Annotated in this window: 17 protein-coding genes; 5 read left to right on the top strand and 12 right to left on the bottom strand. The window is 68.2% G+C overall.

All coding sequences use genetic code 11. The annotated features are described in order from the left end of the window. Window positions 1-16: 16 nt before the first annotated feature. Entirely contained in the window at window positions 17-1,012 is a 996-nt protein-coding gene (locus tag DES41_RS13135; RefSeq protein WP_114468099.1) for a formylglycine-generating enzyme family protein, read from the top strand. 3 nt (window positions 1,013-1,015) lie between these two features. On the opposite strand, the gene DES41_RS13130 is transcribed toward DES41_RS13135, so the two are convergent. Next, on the bottom strand, window positions 1,016-1,669 hold the full coding sequence (locus DES41_RS13130; RefSeq protein ID WP_425466360.1) for a GntR family transcriptional regulator: 654 nt from the start codon (window positions 1,667-1,669) through the stop codon (window positions 1,016-1,018). Window positions 1,670-1,780: 111 nt separating this feature from the next. Between DES41_RS13130 and DES41_RS13125 the strand changes: the two genes are divergently transcribed. Genes DES41_RS13125 through DES41_RS13110 form a run of 4 tightly spaced genes read left to right on the top strand, consistent with a single transcriptional unit; the run spans window position 1,781 to window position 5,641 of the window. Continuing rightward, on the top strand, window positions 1,781-2,401 hold the full coding sequence (locus DES41_RS13125; RefSeq protein ID WP_114468097.1) for a TRAP transporter small permease: 621 nt from the start codon (window positions 1,781-1,783) through the stop codon (window positions 2,399-2,401). A gap of 2 nt (window positions 2,402-2,403) precedes the next feature. Continuing rightward, complete coding sequence (locus DES41_RS13120; protein WP_114468096.1) at window positions 2,404-3,669, top strand: TRAP transporter large permease; 1,266 nt, start codon at window positions 2,404-2,406, stop codon at window positions 3,667-3,669. Between the two features lie 23 nt (window positions 3,670-3,692). After that, the gene (locus DES41_RS13115) at window positions 3,693-4,688 is read left to right on the top strand and encodes a TRAP transporter substrate-binding protein (RefSeq protein ID WP_114468095.1); all 996 of its coding nucleotides are present in this window, start codon (window positions 3,693-3,695) and stop codon (window positions 4,686-4,688) included. Between the two features lie 26 nt (window positions 4,689-4,714). After that, window positions 4,715-5,641: a dihydrodipicolinate synthase family protein gene (locus DES41_RS13110; protein WP_114468094.1), complete on the top strand. Its 927-nt coding sequence runs from the start codon at window positions 4,715-4,717 to the stop codon at window positions 5,639-5,641. A gap of 28 nt (window positions 5,642-5,669) precedes the next feature. Here the strand turns inward: DES41_RS13110 and DES41_RS13105 are convergent, their stop codons facing one another. The 11 genes from DES41_RS13105 to DES41_RS13055 all read right to left on the bottom strand — a co-directional run bounded on the left by DES41_RS13105 (window position 5,670) and on the right by DES41_RS13055 (window position 20,194). Further along, complete coding sequence (locus DES41_RS13105; RefSeq protein ID WP_170168172.1) at window positions 5,670-6,242, bottom strand: PEP-CTERM sorting domain-containing protein; 573 nt, start codon at window positions 6,240-6,242, stop codon at window positions 5,670-5,672. Window positions 6,243-6,262: 20 nt separating this feature from the next. Continuing rightward, a complete protein-coding gene (locus DES41_RS13100) occupies window positions 6,263-8,503 on the bottom strand; it encodes a phosphocholine-specific phospholipase C (RefSeq protein ID WP_114468092.1) in 2,241 nt (746 codons plus the stop codon). Window positions 8,504-8,648: 145 nt separating this feature from the next. Further along, window positions 8,649-9,194, bottom strand: a complete 546-nt coding sequence (def, locus tag DES41_RS13095) for a peptide deformylase (protein ID WP_114468091.1) — start codon at window positions 9,192-9,194, stop codon at window positions 8,649-8,651. Continuing rightward, window positions 9,191-9,553: a HepT-like ribonuclease domain-containing protein gene (locus DES41_RS13090; protein ID WP_114468090.1), complete on the bottom strand. Its 363-nt coding sequence runs from the start codon at window positions 9,551-9,553 to the stop codon at window positions 9,191-9,193. The genes def and DES41_RS13090 overlap by 4 nt, the downstream gene beginning before the upstream one ends. After that, entirely contained in the window at window positions 9,546-9,836 is a 291-nt protein-coding gene (locus tag DES41_RS13085; protein WP_114468089.1) for a nucleotidyltransferase family protein, read from the bottom strand. The genes DES41_RS13090 and DES41_RS13085 overlap by 8 nt, the downstream gene beginning before the upstream one ends. Window positions 9,837-9,844: 8 nt before the next feature. Further along, the gene (gene ligA / locus DES41_RS13080) at window positions 9,845-11,887 is read right to left on the bottom strand and encodes an NAD-dependent DNA ligase LigA (protein ID WP_114468088.1); all 2,043 of its coding nucleotides are present in this window, start codon (window positions 11,885-11,887) and stop codon (window positions 9,845-9,847) included. Further along, window positions 11,887-12,924: a cell division protein ZipA C-terminal FtsZ-binding domain-containing protein gene (locus tag DES41_RS13075; RefSeq protein WP_114468087.1), complete on the bottom strand. Its 1,038-nt coding sequence runs from the start codon at window positions 12,922-12,924 to the stop codon at window positions 11,887-11,889. The genes ligA and DES41_RS13075 overlap by 1 nt, the downstream gene beginning before the upstream one ends. 30 nt (window positions 12,925-12,954) lie before the next feature. After that, complete coding sequence (smc, locus tag DES41_RS13070) at window positions 12,955-16,479, bottom strand: chromosome segregation protein SMC (RefSeq protein WP_114468086.1); 3,525 nt, start codon at window positions 16,477-16,479, stop codon at window positions 12,955-12,957. 199 nt (window positions 16,480-16,678) lie between these two features. Next, entirely contained in the window at window positions 16,679-17,401 is a 723-nt protein-coding gene (locus DES41_RS39045; protein ID WP_170168171.1) for a PEP-CTERM sorting domain-containing protein, read from the bottom strand. 215 nt (window positions 17,402-17,616) lie between these two features. Then, window positions 17,617-19,209, bottom strand: coding sequence for an FAD-binding oxidoreductase (locus tag DES41_RS13060; RefSeq protein ID WP_114468084.1), 1,593 nt, complete (start codon window positions 19,207-19,209; stop codon window positions 17,617-17,619). Between the two features lie 94 nt (window positions 19,210-19,303). Beyond that, window positions 19,304-20,194, bottom strand: a complete 891-nt coding sequence (locus DES41_RS13055) for a LysR family transcriptional regulator (protein WP_114468083.1) — start codon at window positions 20,192-20,194, stop codon at window positions 19,304-19,306. Between the last annotated feature and the right edge of the window lie 27 nt (window positions 20,195-20,221).

The raw sequence follows: 20,221 nt of genomic DNA, 5'->3' as shown, positions 1-20,221 counted from the left end.
GCGCGATCGGTCCAGGATGCCGCCACCTGCCCCCTGGATCTGCACCGCGGCGCTCGCGCTGCTGGCAGCCGGTTGTGCCATGCCGCTGCCGCCTGGCGAGGCCCCGCAGGTCAACACGCTGGGCATGGTGTTCGTGCGCATTCCGGCCGGCAGCTTTCGCATGGGCACCGCGGCATCGACAGAGGAACTCCAGGCGCTGTACCCCCAGGCCGAAGCACGGCGCCTGCAGGACCTGGCCGACGAGAGGCCGGCCCATGCGGTGCGCATCACGCGGGCCTTCTACCTGGGCAGCAGCGAGGTCACGGTCGGCCAGTTCCGCGCCTTCCTCGAACGCTCGGGCCATGTGCCGGAATCGGTTGCGGACGGGACCGGCGGTTACGGCTGGAACCCGGCCTACAACCCCGCCACCACGGCGCGGGGCGACGCCTTCGAGGGCCGCGATCCGCGCTACTCCTGGCGCAACCCGGGCTTCGCGCAGGGCGATGACCATCCGGTCGTCAATGTGACCTGGAACGACGCCCAGGCGCTGGCCCAATGGCTTTCGCGCACCGAAGGCCGGCGCTACCGCCTGCCGACCGAGGCCGAGTGGGAATACGCCTGCCGCGCCGGCCAGCACGGCGCGGAGCCGCCACCCGCCGCACTGCAAGGCCAGGCCAACGTGTTCGACCGCGACGCCGCCGCGCATTGGCCCCGGTGGGCGGGCCAGGCCTTCCCGTTCCACGACGGCCAGGCCTTCACCGCCCCCGTCGGCAGCTTCGCGCCCAATGCGTTCGGCCTGCACGACATGCTGGGCAACGTTTGGGAATGGACTGCCGACTGGCATGCCGACGACTACTACACGCGTTCGCCCGTCGACGATCCGAAGGGCCCCGCCGACGGGGAAGTGAAGGTGCGCCGCGGCGGCTCCTGGCACACCTGGCCGCTCTATGCGCGCTGCGGCTTTCGCAACTGGAACACGCCCGAGACGCGCTACACGCTGGTCGGCATCCGGCTGGTGCTCGAGGTGCCCTGAACTTCAGTTGTCGATCACGCGCCGCGTGAAGGCTTCCAGGTAGTCCATCAGCGCGTCGGCGCCCTGCACCGCCTCGGCCTCGCTGCCCTTGGCGATGCCGCTGGCCAACAGCGCGTGGCAGCGCGCGCCCTCCTTGATCTCGCCGGCATGCTGGTAGGCATACCAGAAGCGCCTGCATTGCGTGACCAGCGGCACCACCGCCGTGACGGCCGACGCATTGCGGCTGGCGGCGTGGTTGGCCGCGTCCAGATCATGGTCGGCGCGCATGTAAGCCTTGAGGTCGTCGCGCGCGGCGGCGGCCACCATGCGCTCAGCGCAATCGATCAGCAGCTGGCGTTCGACTGCGTTGGCGCGGCGTGCCGAGCACGAGGCGATCACGCGCTCCAGCACGCGCCGCGTGAGGATCGCGTCCAGGTGGTTGGCCAGGTCGATCGGCGAGACCAGCAGGCCGCGGCGCGGTTGCTGCACGATGAGCCCGATGGACATCAGCCGCATCAACGCCTCGCGCACCGGCGTGCGGCCGATGGCGATGCGCTCGGAGATCTCGGCCTCGACGATGGGGCTGCCGGGCGGTAGCCCCATGGTGGAGATCATGGCTTCGATGGCCTCATAGGCCAGGTCGGCATCGCGCCGCTTGGGCGCGGCAGCCTTCTTCACGGTCACTTCCGATTCCCCGGGTAAGCACGGATGAAATTCCGTGGCATCAAGCTTGCTTTGAACTCTAGCATACGGCTAATATATTTCAAATATTCCAAAGGAATACCCAAGATGCAGCAGCCCGCCCCACCCCGGCGCAATGGATTGTCCAGTCTGGTGCTCGACGCCTCCAGCGCGGTGCTGCGCCTGGAGCGCTGGCTGATCCTCGGCTTGATGGCGCTGCTCATGGCGCTGATCCTCGTCAACGTGGCCACCCGCTACACCGGCATGCCGATCTACTGGATCGACGAGGCCGCGGTCTATTCCGTCGTCTGGCTGACCTTCGTCGGCGGCTCGGCCATGACGCGGCTGCGCATGGACTTCGCCGTCACGCTGCTGACGGACAAGCTCGGCGCGGGCGCCGCGCGCATCTTCAAGCTCACCGCCGGTGGAGGTGTGCTGGTGTTCGGCCTGGCCATGCTGTGGATGTGCTGGATCTGGATGGACCCGGTGGGCATCGCGCGCGCAGGTTTCGATGCCAAGGAGTTCGCCGGCACCTCCTTCAACTTTCTCTACACCGAGCGCACGCAGACCTTGAACTGGCCGACCTGGCTGCTGCAGACCATCCTGCCAATCTTCGCGTTCACGCTGAGCCTGCACGCCGCGGCCAACCTGGTCGAAGACCTGGGCTGGCAGCCCAAGCGCCGCCACGCCGGCTTCCCCGTGTCGGACGCCGAAGCCGTGGTGAACTGACCATGCTGACCAGCCTCTTCTTCCTGGCCGTCATGTTCATCGGCGTGCCGATCGGCATCTGCCTGTGCCTTGCCGGCATGTTCTACATCTGGGACAGCGGCAACCCGCTCTTGTTCCAGTCGTTCCCGATGCAGATGTTCGGTGGCGTGGACAGCTACGGCCTGATCGCCATCCCGCTATTCATCCTGATCGGCGAGATCATGAACGGCGGCGGCATCACGCGCCGGTTGGTCGAGCTGTCCATGGCCTTCATCGGCTCGGTCAAGGGAGGGCTGGCCTACGTCAACATCCTGGCCAACGCGCTGGTCTCCTCCATCATCGGCTCGGCCACGGCGCAGGTGGCCATCATGTCGCAGGTCATGGTGCCGCAGATGGAAAAGCAGGGCTACGACAAGACCTTCGCGGCCGGCCTCACGGTATACGGCGGCATGCTTGGGCCCATCATCCCGCCCTCGGTGATGTTCGTGGTCTACAGCGTGCTGGCCCAGGTGGCAGTGGGCGACATGCTGATCGCGGGCATCCTGCCCGGCATCCTGCTCACGGTGCTGTTTTTCGTGCTCATCGCCCTCATGGGGCTGGTCTACGAGTACCCGCGCAGCGAGCGCCGCACGCTGCGCCAGCGCGCCAGATCGGTGGCGGTGTGCAGTCCCACGCTGCTGATTCCCATCGTTATCGTGGGCTCCATCCTGTCGGGACTGGCCAATCCGACCGAGGCCGCGGCCGTGGGCGCCGTCGCATCGGCGCTGGTGGGCCGTTACGTCACCAAGGAGTTCCGCTTCAGCCAGATCCCCGAGATGCTGGTGCGCTCGGGCATCTACTCGGCCATCGTGCTGTTCCTCGTGGCGGCAGCCGCCGTGTTCTCGTGGATCCTGATCTTCGGCAAGGTGCCGCAGGCCACGGCGGCCTGGGTGCAGACGGTGGCCAAGGACCCCGTCACCTTCATGCTGCTCTCCAACGTGATCCTGCTCGTGATCGGCACCGTGATCGACGGCATCCCGGGCCTGATCATGACCGTGCCCATCCTGCTGCCGATCGCCACCGAGGTCTATGGCATCGACCCGCGCCACTTCGGCGTGGTGGTGGTCGTGAACCTGGTGCTGGGCCTGATGTCGCCGCCCGTGGGGCTGAGCTTCTTCGTCGCCGCCGCGGTCACGGGGGCCAAGCCCGGAAAGATGTTCATCGTGACGCTGCCGTTCTTCCTGGTCTGCTGCGTCGCGCTGGTGCTGTTGTCGATCTTCCCCTGGCTGTCGCTGGGGCTTCTCAAGTAACTTTCCCACCTGGAGCCTTTGCCATGACTCTTCGTCAGATCTCCCGCCGTTCCTTCGTCGCCGGCAGTGCCGCTGCCGCCTCGCTCGCCTTCAGCCCCCTGCTGCGCGCCCAAACCAAGGAGTTCCGCATCGGCCTCATCACGCCGGCCGGCCACTCGTGGAACCGCGCCGCCGTGGCCTTTGGCGAGACGCTCAAGAAGGAGACCGGCGGGCGCCTGTCGGCCACGGTGTTCCACTCGGGCCAGCTCGGCAACGAGTCCGCCATGATGCAGCAGCTGCAATCCGGCGCGCTCGACATGGGCTGGATCCAGGCCGCCGAGCTCGGCTCGCGCGTGGCCACGGTGGCAGCGATCAACGCGCCCTACCTGGTGCGCTCGACCGCCGCCGTGGCCCAGCTGGTCAAGACGCCCGCCGCCCTCAAGCTGCTCGAGGTGCTGCCGCGCGAGACCGGCTGCATCGGCCTGGGCTGGGGCATCACGGGCATGCGCTCGGTGTTCTCGACCAAGGACCTCGCCAGCTCGGCCGACCTCAAGGGCCTCAAGCTGCGCATCAACCCCACCCCGGTCTACCGCGACTTCTACCAATCCATGGGCGCCGCACCCACGCCGATCCCCACGCCCCAGGTGTTCGACGCCATGGCCAACGGCCAGGTCGATGCGCTGGAGGCCGACATCGAGTTCTCGTGGAATGCGCGCTTCGACAAGGTGTCCAAGGTGATCCTGCAGATGAACGCGCTGTTCATGCCGTTCGCGCCGCTGGTGTCGGGCCGCGTCTGGGCGTCGCTGCCCGACAAGGACAAGGAGCTGATCCGCGAACAGGTCGCCAAGTCGCTGGACGCGCAGATCGCCGAGATCGCGGGCACCGAGCCCGGCCTGCTGGCCAAGTTCAAGGAGACCGGCATCGCCATGAAGGCCGAGCCGGCCGCCAATGTCGAGGCCAGCATCAAGGCCTTCGATGCGATCTGGCTGCCCAAGGCGCCTGCCATCGCCGAGTTGCGCACCGCTGGCGCCAAGCTGTAATCCATCCCAACCACAAGAGGCAAACCATGAGCCCCAAAGTCAATTGGCAGGGCGTGTTCCCCGCCGTCACCACCCAGTTCCGCGAAGACATGTCGGTCGACGTGGACGCCACCGCCAAGGTGATGGACGCGCTGATCACCGACGGCGTTTCCGGCCTGATCGTCTGCGGCACGGTGGGCGAGAACTGCTCGCTCTCCACCAAGGAGAAGATCGCCATCATGGAAGCCGGCCGCGCCGTGGCCAAGGGCCGCGTGCCCGTGATCTGCGGCATCGCCGAGTTCACCACGGCCTTTGCCGTGGAGACCGCCAAGGAGGCCGCGCGCATCGGCGTGGACGGCATCATGGTCATGCCGGCCCTGCTCTACTCGTCCAAGCCGCACGAGACGGCGGCGCACTTTCGCACCGTGTCCAAGGCCACGGACTTGCCGGTGATGGTCTACAACAACCCGCCGATCTACAAGAACGACGTGACGCCGGACATCCTGGCCACGCTGGCCGACTGCGAGACCATCGTCTGCTTCAAGGACAGCTCGGGCGACACGCGCCGCTTCATCGACACGCGCAACATGGTCGGCGACCGCTTCGTGCTGTTCGCCGGCCTGGACGACGTGGTGGTCGAGAGCGTGGCGATGGGCGCCGTCGGCTGGGTCTCGGGCATGTCCAACGCCTTCCCCAAGGAGGGCGAGACCCTGTTCCGCCTGGCCAAGGCGAAGCGCTTCGACGAGCTGATGCCGCTGTACGAGTGGTTCATGCCGTTGCTGCACCTCGATGCGCGGCCCGACCTGGTGCAGTGCATCAAGCTGTGCGAGCACATCATGGGCCGCGGCACCTTCCGCACCCGCCCGCCGCGGCTGGAGCTGCCGGCGGCGGACAAGGCGCATGTGGAAACCATCATGAACAAGGCCCTCGCGAACCGTCCGCAGTTGCCCGACGTGGGGATCACCAAGGGCTGAGCGGCCCCCTCGTCGCGTTCAGAGCTGCTCAGCCGCGACGACGTGCCACGCCGGCCAGGCCCAGGCCGGCCAGCACCAGGGCCAGCGTGGCGGGCTCTGGCACTTCGCTCGCATCCTGGAAGCTGAAGTCGTCCATCACGTAGAACGCGTGCAGGTTGCTGGACACCACCACGGCATCGACCGCACCGGTCCAGCCGCTCGCCAGGAACGCTGGCGTCGCCGACAGGCCCAGCGTGTCGGAGCTGCCGACCAGCGCGCCGGCCAGGTACAGGTCGAAGCGCACGCTGGCCTCGCCGTAGCCGGCGAACCAGGCACCGTCGAACACCGTCGGCGCGATGAAGCGGATGGTGCTGGTGGCATCCGTGCCGTCCCAGCCCATGGCGATGCGGCCATCGCCGGAGTGCGCCGTGTACGGGGCCTCGGGCGCCGTGAAGGCCGACCAGCTGCTGCCCGACCAGTCCAGCCCGCCATAGTTGGTGGGCACGGCGGCATAGCCGTTGGCGCCCACGATGTCGTCGAAGCTCAGCACGGCGGCCGAGGCGAAGGAAGCGCACAGCGCGAGGGCCGTGCCGGCGATCACGCCGCGAAGGATGGAATGCATGTTCTTTCTCTGAAGTGGGTTCATTGGCCCAGCGCGGGATCGCTGACCGTGTGGCGGCCGGTCTCGACACGGCCGGCGAAACGCCGCAGGTAGTCGGGCTGGCCCGACACCGTGGCGCTGAAGTCGTACCAGTAGCCGTTGCCGGCCACCGGCAGGCGCACGGAGAGTTCGCTGCGCGGCGCCAGCGCGTGGCTTTGCGTCAGCGGCTGGTAGGCATTGGCGGCCAGGCTGAAGGTGCATGGCGCCGCGCCAGCGTTGACTAGGCGCAGCACGAGCTCGCCCGTGGCGGCGTCGCAGCGCACCTGCACGTCGGGCCGCGGCTGGCCGGCTGCGATCGCCCGCAGCGCGCTGCCCGTGAAATGGCGGTGGTAGCCGTTGGGGCCCAGCACCCACAGGTCGTAGGCACCGCCCACGGCCGGCGTCCACAGGTCCGACAGCGTCTTGCCGGGTTCGACCATGTAGCGGCGCGGCACGGCCGCCAGGTCCTTGCGGTCGTAGACATGGAACACGGCGGCCTGGCGACCCGTGTTGGCGAAGTCCAGCGCCACGCGCACGGCCGCCATGGTGGCGCCGGGCTGCACCGCGCAGATCGTCGCCAGCTCGTAGGGCAGCGCGCGCGAGGGGCGCGTGCCGCCGGCCTGCACCGGCAATTGCGGCGCGGCCGGTGGCGCGATTTGCGCGAGCCGCTGCTGGGCCGTGCGCAACGCATCCGCCTCGCCGCGGCTCTTGCGGCCCTGCAACACGGGCAGCGCTTCACTGTTGGGCGTGGCGAAATTGAAGGCGCTGGTCAGGTCGCCGCACACGGCGCGGCGGAACGGGCCGATGTTGGGCTCGGCCACACCGAAGCGCGCCTCCAGGAAGCGGATCACCGAGGTGTGGTCGAACACCTGCGAGTTGACCCAGCCACCGCGGCTCCACGGCGAGATCACGTACATGGGCACGCGCGGGCCCGGGCCGTAGACGCGGCCGTCGGCTGCCGGCTGGCTGGTGCTTCCGAGCGGCCTGCCGTGCGTGTAGTACTCGGCCGCCAGGTCGGCCTGGGCCAGCGTGGTCTTGCCGGCATAGCCGCCCTTGCCGTCCGGCGACGGCGCCGAGGGCGAAGGTACGTGATCGAAGTAGCCGTCGTTCTCGTCGAAGTTGACGATCAGCACGGTCTTGCTCCAGACGTCGGGGTTGGCCGTCAGCGCGTCCAGCACCTCTTGCAGGAACCAGGCGCCCTGCACCGGACTCGAGGGGCCGGGGTGCTCGCAGTAGGCCGAGGGCGCGTTCATCCAGGACACGGCGGGCAGCTTGCCTTCGCGGATGTCGCGCTTGAAGGCGTCCAGGTAGTTCTCGGGCGAGGTGCCGGGCAAGGTGTTGGCGATGCCCTTGTAGAGCGGGTTGTTCGCGTTGTCCGTGGGTGCGTCGTAGGCGTGGTACGGCAGGGCCTGGCCAGAGTTGCTGTAGGCGCTGTTCGGTGCGCCGCCACTGGACACGGGATAGCCCGAAGCCTGGTTGGCGCGGCGGAACTGGCGGAACGCGCCCAGCATGTTGTCGCCCCACTCGTCGGGCATGTTCTGGTAGCTGATCCAGCTGACGCCGGCCGCCTCCAGGCGCTCGGCATAAGTGGTCCAGGTGTAGCCCGTGTTGACGGCGCTGGCGCGGCCATCGAGCCAGTCCCACTCGTTGGAGACGAAGGCCGTGCCGGTCGGCACCGCGCCGTTGGTGCCCGTCAGGAAGAACGCGCGGTTGGCATCCGTGCCCGTGTGCATGGCGCAGTGGTAGGCATCGCAGAGCGTGAAGGCATTGGCCAGCGCGAACGGGAAGGGAATCTCGGCTTCCTTGAAGTAGCCCATGGAGATCTGGTTCTTGTAGCGCGGCCACTGGTCCATGCGGCCGTTGTCCCAGGCCTGCTGGCTGTCGTTCCAGTCGTGCGGCGTGCCATTGGCGCGCTGCGCGTTGCCCCGGCTGCCGTCCAGGTGGAAGGGCATGACTACATTGCCGTTGGCCAGGCGCTGCTGCCAGACGTTGCGGCCCTCGGGCAGTGGAATCGGGAAGCGGTCGCCGAAGCCGCGCACACCGGCCAGCGTGCCGAAGTAGTGGTCGAACGCACGGTTCTCCTGCATCAGGATCACCACGTGCTCGACATCGCGGATGGTGCCGGTCGCGTTGTGGGCGGGGATGGCCAGCGCCCGCTGGATTGCCGGCGGAAAGGCTGCGTAGGTTGCGGCGGCGATGCCCGCGTGGGCACTGCCGCGCAGGAAACTGCGTCGTGAGGTCATGGCTGTCGTGTGAGGTGTGGACGGCGCGCGCGGCGCGGCTTGTCGCCGCGGATGCGCACCGTGCCAGCGTATGCCGCGCGCGTGACGCGGCCGTGACCTCGACCCAGGGAGCGCCGTTGCGGCGCCCCGCCTCAGGCAGCGATGCTCAGTCGTCCTCGTTGGCGGCGATGCCGGGGAACAGCACTTCGGTGAAGCCGAAGCGCGTGAAGTCGCGCACGCGCATCGGGTACAGCTTGCCGATCAGGTGGTCGCATTCGTGCTGGACCACGCGCGCATGAAAGCCCTCCACCGTGCGGTCGATCGCGTCGCCGTACTGGTCGAAACCGGTGTAGCGGATCCTGGACCAGCGCGGCACCACGCCGCGCAGGCCGGGCACGGACAGGCAGCCTTCCCAGTCCTCTTCCTCGTCGGCCGACAGCGGCGTGATGACCGGGTTGCACAGCACGGTGATGGGCACCAGCGGCCGGTCCGGGTAGCGCGGGTTGCGGTCGTTGCTGCCGAAGATCACGAGCTGCAGGTCGACGCCGATCTGCGGCGCCGCCAGGCCCGCACCGTTGACGGCGTGCATGGTGTCGAACAGGTCGGAGACCAGCAGGTGCAACGCGTCGGAGTCGAAGGACTCGGCGGGCACGGGCTGGGCGACGCGCAGCAGGCGCGGGTCGCCCATCTTGAGGATGTCGCGGACGGTCATGGAGATTCAGGCTGGTCGCGTAACGTGCGCAGTTGAAGGGCAAGCCGTGGCACCTCGACATGGATGAGGCTCCACAGAATGTCGTTGTCGATGCCCAGGTAACCGTGGATGAGCCGGTTGCGCGTTGCCACGATCAAGCGCCAGGGCACCTCGGGATGGGCCGCGCGCACGGCTTCCGGAATGCGCATGGCGGCGTCGCCCAGCAGTTCAAGGTTACGCACCGTGGCGTCGTAGCGCATCGCCTCGGCGACGAAGGCATCTTGCGCGATGCCTGCGGTGTAGCTCTGCACCCTCTCGCAGAACTGCAGCATGTCATCGATATAGAAGCGCCACTCCCGCGGCGCGGTGGGCTCAGACATGGATGGCATCGCGTTCGATGTGCGGGCGCAACTCCTGGCGCAAGGCCTTGTCGGTCACCAGGTCGACGGGGCGGCCCAGCATGTCTTCCAGATAGAACATCAGGCCGAAGTAGCGTTCCGATGTGGCCGGGCCGTCGAAACGCACGAGCAGGTCGATATCGCTGTGCTCCGATGCCTGGCCACGCGCGACCGAGCCGAACAGGGCCAGATCGAGGACGCCGAAGCGATCGGCCATCACACGCTTGTGTTGCGCCAGCAATTGCAGAACGGCGGCAGGGTCCATGCCGGGGATTATGTCTGTCGCTGTTCGAGCAAGGCCAGCATGCCCGCCTCGTCCAGCACTGCGATGCCGAGCTGCTGTGCCTTCTCCAGCTTGCTGCCGGCTTCCTCGCCGGCCACCACGTAGTCGGTCTTCTTGGACACGGAACCGGCCACCTTGGCACCTGCAGCTTCCAGCATTTCCTTGGCCGCATCGCGCGAGAGGGTGGGCAGCGTGCCGGTCAGCACGAAGGTCTTGCCAGCCAGCGGTAGCGGCACGCGCTGCGCGGCCAGGCCCTCGGACTCGGGCCAGTGCACGCCCGCCGCGCGCAGCTGCTCCACCACCTCGCGGTTGTGCGGCTGCTCGAAGAAGGTGCGCAGGCTCCGGGCGACGATGGGGCCGACGTCGTTGACCTCCAAAAGCTGCTCCAGTGTCGCGTCCATGATGGGGTCGAGCCGGCCGAAATGCTTTGCCAGGTCTTTTGCCGTGGACTCGCCGATGTGGCGGATGCCCAGGGCGTAGAGGAAGCGGCCCAGCGTGGTGGTCTTGCTGTCTTCCAGCGCCTGCACGAGGTTCATGGCGCTCTTGTCGGCCATGCGCTCCAGCATCGACAGCTTGCCCACGCCCAGCTTGTAGAGCTCGGGCAGCGTGCGGATCAGGCCGCCATCGACGAGCTGGTCGACGAGCTTGTCGCCCAGGCCCTCGATGTCCATGGCGCGCCGCCCGGCGAAGTGCAGCAGCGCCTGTTTGCGCTGGGCCGGGCAGAACAGCCCGCCCGAGCAGCGGTGGTTCACACCGTCGGGCTCGCGCACCACGGCGCTGCCGCACACCGGGCACTGGCGCGGCATGCGGAAATTCGGCACGTAGCCTTCACGCGGGCCCGGCACCACGCCCACCACCTCGGGGATCACGTCGCCGGCCCGCCGCACGATCACCCGGTCGCCGACGCGCACGCGCTTGCGCCGGATCTCGAACAGGTTGTGCAGCGTGGCGTTGCTGACAGTGGTGCCGCCCACGAACACGGGCTCGAGCTTGGCCACGGGCGTGAGCTTGCCGGTGCGGCCGACCTGGATCTCGATGCCGTTGAGCCGCGTGATCTGCTCCTGCGCCGGGTACTTGTGGGCAACCGCCCAGCGCGGCTCGCGCGACTTGAAGCCGAGCTGCAGTTGCAAGGCGCGGTCGTCGACCTTGTAGACCACGCCGTCGATGTCGAACGGCAGGCTGTCGCGTGCGGCCGCGATCAACGCATGGAAGTCGGCCAGGCCCTGGGCGCCCTGCACCACCTGGCGGTCGTTGTTGACGGGCACGCCCATGGCGCCGAGCGCGTCCAGCGTGGCCGAATGCGTGGCCGGTGCGTCCCAGCCCTGCACCTCGCCAAGGCCGTAGGCGAAGAAGCTCAACGGCCGCTGCTGGGCGATGCCGGCGTCCAGCTGGCGCACCACGCCGGCGGCGGCGTTGCGCGGGTTCACGAAGGTCTTGCCGCCGCTTTCGCGCTGGCGTTCGTTCAAGGCCTCGAACTCGTCGCGGCGCATGAAGACCTCGCCGCGCACTTCCAGCACCGGCACGTTGCCGTGCTTGAGGTAGTTGGGGATGGACTTGATCGTGCGGATGGTGTGCGTGACGTCCTCACCGGTCTCGCCGTCGCCGCGCGTGGCGGCCTGCACCAGCTCGCCCTGCTCGTAGCGCAGGTTGATGGCCAGGCCATCGAACTTGAGTTCGGCCGCATAGGCCAGCGCCGGTGCGTCGTCGGCCAGCTTGAGCGCGTTGCGCACGCTGGTGTCGAACTTGAGCGCGCCGGCCGGGGTGGTGTCCGTCTCCGTCTTGATCGACAGCATCGGCACCGCATGGCGCACCGGCGTGAGGCCTTCCAGCACGGCACCGATCACGCGCTGCGTGGGCGAATCGGGCGTCACGAGTTCGGGCCAGGCGGCCTCCAGCGCTTCGAGCTGCTGGTAGACGCGGTCGTATTCGGCGTCCGGCACCTCCGGGTCGTCGAGCACGTAGTAGCGGTGCGCGTAGCGGCGCAGCAGCGCTTTCAGCTGCTGCGCCTGCGCGGTCTGCTCGGACGGGGCCATCAGCCGAACAACCGGCGGGCGAGCGCCGAGCCGGCCGACAGTTCGCGCGTGTCCAGCGTGTCGTACAGCTGCTCGAGCTCGGAGCCGATCACATCCATGGCCTCGCGCGTGAGCGGGCGCGCCGTGTCGTCGGTGACCACGCCGTCCATGGCCTGGGCCAGCGCCATCGCCGCTTCGCGCAGGCGCACGAAGGGCTGCTCGGCGCGTTCGACCTGGGGTACGTCCAGCGTGAGCGTCACGCTGCGGATGGCGGCCTGGTCCGGGTCTTCGGCCAGCGCGGCCTGCGAATCGAAGCTCAGGCCCAGCAGCGGCGGCAAGCCTGGCGTGCCCGAGGGCAGCACCATGCGGCCCGGGATCATGCCGGCCACGAAGCCCAGCCGCGCGGCGTTCTGGTGCAGGTAGCCGGGGCTCCAGGCCGCGTGCAGCGCGCGCAGCGTGAAGCTCAGCTGCGCGTCGTGGCTGCTGGCGAACTGGTCGAGTTCGCGCGCGCGTGCCACCTCCTCGCGCATCTCTGGGAATTCGGGCGCACCGTTCAGGGCGTCGGCGAAGGCCTGGGTCTTCATGACGAACTCGGAGAATTCGATTTCATTGAGCGCACCCGTGCGGTTGGCCAACTGCACGCCGGCCTGCAGCGCGTCGTAGCGCTGGCCGGCTTGCGCAGCCTCCCACTGCCCGCCGTTGACGTTGCGGCCTTCCACCGCGAAGGGCTTGCTGCCGACACGGCGCGTGGCCGGCAGCGCGGCCAGCACGGCGTCGCCGGAGACGGGGCCTTCGAGGGCGATGGGAGCGATCACGTCGATCAGCGGGTCCAGCGTGGCCCGGCGCTCGGGCGCAGCCGGCAGCGGCAGGCTGGCATCGTCGAAGCCGGGTTCGCGTCGCTCACCGTCGGCCGCGTCCTCGGTGGCGGCTGGCTCGGCGACGATGGGGTCGGGCTTGCGCGGCGCATTGCGGCGCGACGACCAGGCGCTGTGCGCTACGACACCGGCCAGCACCACGCCGCCGGCCACGGCCAATCCGATCTGCAGCGTACTGCTCATCGGTTTCCTCTTGTTCTGGTTGGAATGGGTTCAGGTCTCGGCCATCGACAGGGCCGATTCCATGTCGACCGCCACGATGCGCGAAACGCCCTGCTCCTGCATGGTCACGCCGATCAACTGCTTGGCCATTTCCATGGCGATCTTGTTGTGGCTGATGAACAGGAACTGGGTCTCGCGGCTCATGGCGCTCACGAGTTTGGCATAGCGCTCGGTGTTGGCATCGTCCAGCGGCGCGTCCACCTCGTCGAGCAGGCAGAACGGTGCGGGATTGAGCTGGAAGATCGCGAACACGAGTGCAATGGCCGTCAGCGCCTTCTCGCCGCCGGACAGCAGGTGGATGGTCTGGTTCTTCTTGCCGGGCGGCTGGGCGATGACCTGCACGCCCGAGTCCAGGATCTCGTCACCCGTGATGACGAGGCGCGCATTGCCGCCACCGAACAGCTCGGGGAACATGCGGCCGAAGTGGCCGTTGACGGTGTCGAAGGTGCCCGAGAGCAGGTCGCGCGTCTCGTTGTCGATCTTGCGGATCGCGTCCTCGAGGGTGGTCATGGCCTCGGTCAGGTCGGCGGTCTGCGCGTCCAGGAACTGCTTGCGTTCGCGCGCGGCACTGAGTTCGTCCAGCGCGGCAAGGTTGACGGCGCCCAGCGCGACGATCTCGCGGTGGAGCCGGTCGATCTCGGTCTGCAGGCCGGAAAGGCGCACATTGCCTTCGGTGATGGACTGGGCCAGCTGGGCCATGTCCACACCCGCATCGAGCAGGTGCTGGCTGTACTGCTCCAGGCCCAGGCGCGCGGCCTGCTCCTTGAGCTGGAACTCCATGATGCGCTGGCGCAGGGGGTCGAGCTCGCGCTCGAACTTGAGCCGGCGTTCGTCGCTCGCGCGCAGGCGCTGCGTGAGGTCGTCGTACTCGCTGCGCTGCGCGCCGAGCGCGGCCTCCCGCTCGAGCTTGAGCGCCAGGGCGTTCTGCAGCCCGGCCTGGGCCGCGGCGTCCGACAGGCGCGCCAGTTCCTCGCGGGCGCGCTCCTCTTCGCCCACGAGCGTGCCGGCCTGCTGCTCGGCCATGGCGATGGCGCGCGACAGTTCGTCGCGGCGCGCGCCCAGGCTGCGGTGCGCGAATTGCGCCTCCTGGGCTTGGCGCTCCAGGCCGCGCTGCTGCTCGCGCGATTCGGCCAGCCGGCGCTGGGCCTCGATCACGCGCTCGTCGAGCTGTGCATGGCGCTCCTGGCTGTCGGCCAGCTGCATGTCCAGTTCCTCGAAGCGTGCCTCGGCCGTGATGCGGCGCTCCTGCAGGTCTTCCAGCTGGGCGTCGACCTCGGCCAGGTCGGAGCCCAGCTGTTCGTTGCGGGCGCGTGTCTGTTCTGCCAGCTGCTGCAGCCGCAGCGTCTCGACCTGCAACGCATGGAAACTGCTCTGGGTCTCGGCGGCTTCGCGGCGCGCGCCGACCAGACGCTGCGAGGCATCGGCGTAGGCAGCCTCGGCGCGCACGAGGGCGCTGCGCGACTCCTCGCCGATCAAGGCTTGCGCGCGCAGCTGCTTGTCCAGGTTCTCGATCTCCTGCGCCCGGGCCAGCAGGCCGGCCTGCTCGGAGTCCTGCGCGAAGAAGCTCACGCTGTGCGCGCCGACCGCATGGCCGGCGCGCACGTAGATCGTCTCGCCGGGTTGCAGCTGGCTGCGCTGGGCCAGGGCTTCCTCGAAGCTCTGCGCCGTGTAGCAACCGTGCAGCCATTCGGCGAACAGCGCGCGCTGGGCCGCATCGCCCAGGCGCAGCAGGTCGGCCAGCCGCGGCAGGGCCGCCGGTTCCTGAGCGGCGGGCGCCGCAGGCGGGCTGTAGAAGGCCAGCTTGGCCGGCGGGCCGTCGGCGCCCTGCTGGCCGAGGAAGCCCTTGACGCTGTCGAGCCGCGAGATCTCCAGCGCGCCCAGGCGTTCACGCAAGGCGGCCTCCAGCGCGCTCTCCCAACCCTGCTCGATGTGGATGCGGCTCCAGATGCCTTGCAGGCCGTCCAGGCCGTGGCGGGCGAGCCACGGCGCGAGCTTGCCGTCGGTGCGCACCTTCTCCTGCAGCGCCTTGAGCGCTTCGGCGCGGGCCGACAGGTCGGCCTCGCGCGCCGACTCGGTGTTGACGGTCTGCTGGCGTGTGCGCCGGTCTTCGTCCAGCTGCGGCACGCTGTCCTGCAGTTCCTGCAAACGTGCATCGGCGATGCCGGCGGCCTCCTGGGCCTGCTCGAGCTGCTCCTGCAACTGGGCCAGGCGCGCCTCGTCGGGCACGGCCAGCGCGCGCTGGTCGGTCACGAGGCGCTCGCGCCGCTGGTTCAGCTGGCGGGATTGCTCCTCGATGCTGCGCTGCTCCGCCGCCAGGACCTGGATCTGCTGCTGGACCTGGCCCACGCTCGTGCGCTGCTCGTTGGCGCGCGCCTGGGCCTGGCCCAAAGCATCCTCGAGTTCGGGCAGGCGCATGGCCTGTTCCTCGACCTGGGCGGCCAACAGTTCAGCGGCCTCCTCGGCCTGCTCGCCCTGGCCGGACAGCGTCTCGATCTCGGCCTCGGCATCCGCGCGCCGCGTGCCCCATTGGCCGATCTGCTCCTTGAGCGTGGCCAGGCGCTGCTCCACGCGCTGGCGGCCTTCGACCACGAAGCGGATCTCGCTTTCCAGCTTGCCGACCTCGGCACTGGCCTCGTAGAGCTTGCCCTGGGCCTGGTTGACCAGGTCGCCAGCGGCATAGTGGGCCTGGCGCACGGTCTCCAGTTCGGCCTCGATGTGGCGCAGGTCGGCCACACGGGATTCCAGGGCGGTCTGCGCGTTGGCGACCTCGGCCAGGATGCGGGCCTGATCGGCCTCGCTGTCGGCACGCTTCAAGAACCACAGCTGGTGCTGCTTGAGCGTGGCGCTGGCTTGCAGCGCGTGGTAGCGCTGCGCTACCTCTGCCTGCTTTTCCAGCTTGTCGAGGTTGGCGTTGAGCTCGCGCAGGATGTCTTCCACGCGGGTCAGGTTCTCGCGCGTGTCCGACAACCGGTTCTCGGTCTCGCGCCGACGTTCCTTGTACTTGGAGACACCGGCCGCTTCTTCGAGGAACAGCCGCAGCTCCTCGGGCTTGGACTCAATGATGCGGCTGATCGTGCCCTGGCCAATGATGGCGTAGGCGCGCGGGCCCAGGCCCGTGCCCAGGAACACATCCTGCACGTCGCGCCGGCGCACAGGCTGGTTGTTGATGTAGTAGCTGCTGGTGCCGTCGCGCGTTAGCACGCGCTTGACGGCGATCTCGGTGAACTGCGACCACTGGCCGCCAGCACGGTGGTCCGAGTTGTCGAACACCAGTTCCACGCTGGCGCGGCTGGCCGGCTTGCGCAGGTTGGTGCCGTTGAAGATCACGTCCTGCATGGACTCGCCGCGCAGTTCGCTGGCCTTGCTCTCGCCCAACACCCAGCGCACAGCGTCCATGATGTTGGACTTGCCGCAGCCGTTCGGCCCGACCACGCCCACGAGCTGCCCCGGCAGCAGGAAGTTCGTGGGCTCGACGAAGGACTTGAAGCCGGCCAGCTTGATGGAGTTGAGGCGCAAGGGAAAGCTTGGTTGGAAAAGGCAGCGTGTCTGGGAGGTCGGTGCGGACCGCGCCGAACCCGCATGCACGGCCAGTGCAGCGCACAGTCGCCCAAAATTTTATCTGAGCCGCTTCCAGGGCCTGCCCGCCCGCTCCCGCGCAGAAACGGCAATGCCCGGCAAGAGGACTTGCCGGGCATTGCTGGAGGGGGGCTGCGGCTTACTTCGCCAGCTTGCGGCGGCCTGCCGCCAGACCCACCAGACCCAGACCGAACAGCGCGACCGAGGTCGGCTCGGGCACTTCGGTCACGCGGGTCTTGCTCGTGAAGGTGCCGGAGCCGAAGGCGTTGCTGGCGCTGACGATCGTCGTGAACACGGTGCCGAAGGTGAAATCCGCACCTTCCGTCATGGTGTTGGTGTCGAAGTAGCTGGCGGCGAGGCCACCCACCACATCGAGCTGACCGCCGCCGAACATCGACCGGACGACGCCGTTGCGGGTCACGATCGTGCCATCGAGCGAACTGCCGTCGACTTCATGGCCGAGCATCTCGAGCCACAGCACCGAAGGCGCGTTGGCGTAGTTCACCGTCACATTGACCCAGCCGTTGGAGTAGCTCGGCGAGAACGTCCCCGTGACGTTGCCGCTCGGCAGGCTGCCGCTGCTCAGCTGGAAGCCGCCGAAGCTGAAGGTCAGCGTGCAGCCCGTGCAGAAGCTCGTGTTGTCGTTGATGCCCGAGATTGTTCCGGTGCCGCTCAGCACGCCTTGCGCATTCACCGTCTGGTGGACGGAGGCGGTGTTGCCCGAAAAATCGAGGGAGAAGCCGTTCGCGTCCACGGCGGCGGTGTCCCAGGTCACGCCACCAACGTTGACGATGGCTGCTTGCGACACGGCTGCGGCTGCGGCGAGTGCGGCACCGGCGAGGGTCTTCTTGAGCACGTTCATATGTAGTCCTTGCATGTTGTCGAAGACGGCGTCTGCCGCTCCTGCGCACCAAGGAAGCACTTTCAGTGCCAACAATTTGCAACAATGTAAGTCGTTGATTTATTGAAACAAATCAGTGTTTCAAACGCAACACGTAAGTGACTGTAAGTTTTCGTGACATCCGCGTGTGAACTTGTTCACGCTTCCACCGGGACGACGTCCGACCGCCCGCGGCGCTAGCGGTAGCGGCCCGGCGAGAGGATGCCGTTCGGGTCCAGGCAGTCGTGCAGCCGCGCGTGGAAGGTCCGTGCGGTGTCCTGCAGGCCCACCACGGTCTGCATGCCGCCAATGCCGACGCGGTAGGGGAAATAGCCGGCCGCGCGCCCGGTCTGCACGAGTTCCGCGTAACAAGCCTTGGCGGCGGCCACGGCCTTGGGGTCGTCGCGCTTGAAGACGATGGGAACGGTGCTGTCCACGAGCTTGTCGCTCAGCGTCGTGAAGGTGATCAGCGGCTCGATGCCGTGGCGCGCCGTGACCTCATGGACCATCTTCACGTAGGCGCGCATGGTGGATGGGCGCATGGGTACCAGCGGCGCATACCAGATCAGCCCGCTGCCGTCGCGCGCGGGGTCGCGGAACTGGCCTTTGGGCGGGTTCGGGTTGCGCCAATAGGCCAGCGGCAGCGCCGTCTCGTTGGGCCGGCCGGCCACGAGTTCCAAGGACAGCGCCAGCGTCTGCGCCGTACTGCCGATGCGCTCGCCCAGCCCGCCCGGCAAACGGCCCGCGGCCCGCGCCAGCGTCTTGGCCATGGAAGGCGTGAGGAAGATGAGCCGGCTTGCGATGCCCGCCAGCGCCCGCCTGATCTCCTTCTGCGCGGCCGCGACCACGCCCTTGGTGCCGTACAGCGTGCCGAAGCCGGTCCACGGAAAGAGCTGGTACTGGCTACCGAGTTCGGAGATGACGTTGGGCGGGATCAGCCCATTGACCAGGCGGCCTTCCGGGTACGGCGCCGACATGGCCAGCACCCGGTGCTGGTTCATGAGGTTGATGGCGCCGACCGTGCCCGGCAGCCTGGACAGCACGTTGCGGATCGCCGCAGCCGCCGCTTCCAGCAGGCTGTCGTCCTTCAGACTGAACAGGCAGACCTTGACGCACTCGGGCCGCTTGGCCAGCACGATGCTCATCTTCGTCACGATGCCGAAGGCACTCTGCGTGAACAGGCCGACCGAATACGGGCCGATGCCGTACTTGAACAGGCGCGCGATCTCCTCGCCTCCCGCCTCGTGCATGGCCGTGCGGTAGACCGAGCCGTCGGCCAGCACCGCCTCCACATCGGTCACGGCCGCGAAGTGGTCGGTGATGGGCGTGACACCGTAGCCGCGCTCCAGCGCGTTGGACAACAGGCTGCAAGTCGGCCCCGCACCCGTGACGGGCACGAGAAACGGGTGCTGCCCGGCGTCGAGGAAGTCCGAGAGCATGCCCTGCGTCACGCCCGGCTCCACCGTCACGACACCGAACTCGGCGTCGAAGTGCAGGATCTTCTGCAATCCGCCCAGATCGATCAGCACACTGCCGTCGCCGGGCGGCAACGCCGTGCCATAGCCCCAGTTGTGGCCGGTGCTGATGGGATGCACGGGCACCTTGTGCCGTTGCGCAATACGCATCACCTCTGGCAGCAGGCCACTGTCCAGGATGCGCAGCGCCGCAGGAATCGCACGCTCGTTGGCTGCCGTATCGGCGCCATAGGCCTCCTGGGCCCGCTGCGCATCCAGCACCTGCTCCGCACCGAGGCGTTGCCGCCATTCAACGACCGCTGCGTCGATGTCCATCGCTTACTCCAGCTACATGAATCAGGGCATATTACGCAAGATTATTGATTTCACCGCATCACCAAACGGGGCGCGCGCCAGAACTGTCGCGAAATCAGACCGGCGGCCGCAGCCGCTTGTCCGTTTGCACAGATGAGCGCAACAAACTCCAGATGGTCTGGATGCGTGCGATGGAGCGGTTCTCCTTGGGCATGGAGATCCAGAAGGTGCGCACGAACTGCGCCTCCTCGGGCAGCACGGCGCACAGCCGGTCGTCGCCGTCGGCCAGGAACGCCGGCAGCACGCCGATCCCTGCGCCCAGGGCAACCGCCTGGTGCTGGGCCAGCACGCTCGTGCTGCGCAATGCGTAGCGCTGCGGGCGGCAGAGCTCTGCCAGGTAGCGCAACTCCTTGCTGAACAGCAGGTCGTCGATGTAGCTGATGAAGCTGTGCTGCGGCAGGTCGTCGCGGCTGCGGATCGGCGGGTGCCGGGCCAGATAGTCGGGCGAGGCATACAGCCGCAGCACGTAGTCGCACAGTCTGGCGGCGACCGCATTGCCCCGCACCGGCCGCTCCAGCGAGACCACGATGTCCGCCTCGCGCTGCGACAGGTTGACGTTGCGCGGCAGCGGCAGCAGGTCGATCACGAGCTGTGGATGCGCCTGCGCGAAGCGCGCCAGCAAGGGCGCCAGCACCACGGTGCCGAAGCCCTCGGTCGCGCCCACACGCACCACGCCCGACAACTCGCCATCCCGCGCCGGGGCCGTGCCCAGCACCGCGAGGCTGGCCGCTTCCATGGCCTCCACCTGGGGCAACAGGCGCCGGCCGGCCTCGCTCACCAGGTATTCGCCACCTGAGCGCGTGAACAACGGCGCACCCACGATCTGCTCCAGCGCACGGATGCGGCGCGACACCGTGGTGTGTTGGACGTCCAGCCGCCGCGCGGCCGCACTGAGCTTGCGCGTGCGCGCCAGTTCGAGGAAGTAGCGCAGGTGGTCCCAGTCCATGGGCTGCGAGTATTGTGCAAATTTGCA

This window comes from Pseudorhodoferax soli (assembly GCF_003337555.1).
Classification (GTDB): Bacteria; Pseudomonadota; Gammaproteobacteria; order Burkholderiales; family Burkholderiaceae_C; genus Pseudorhodoferax; species Pseudorhodoferax soli.
Note: the sequence above shows the minus strand (reverse complement) of the source record. Positions and strands in the feature narration are given on the sequence as shown.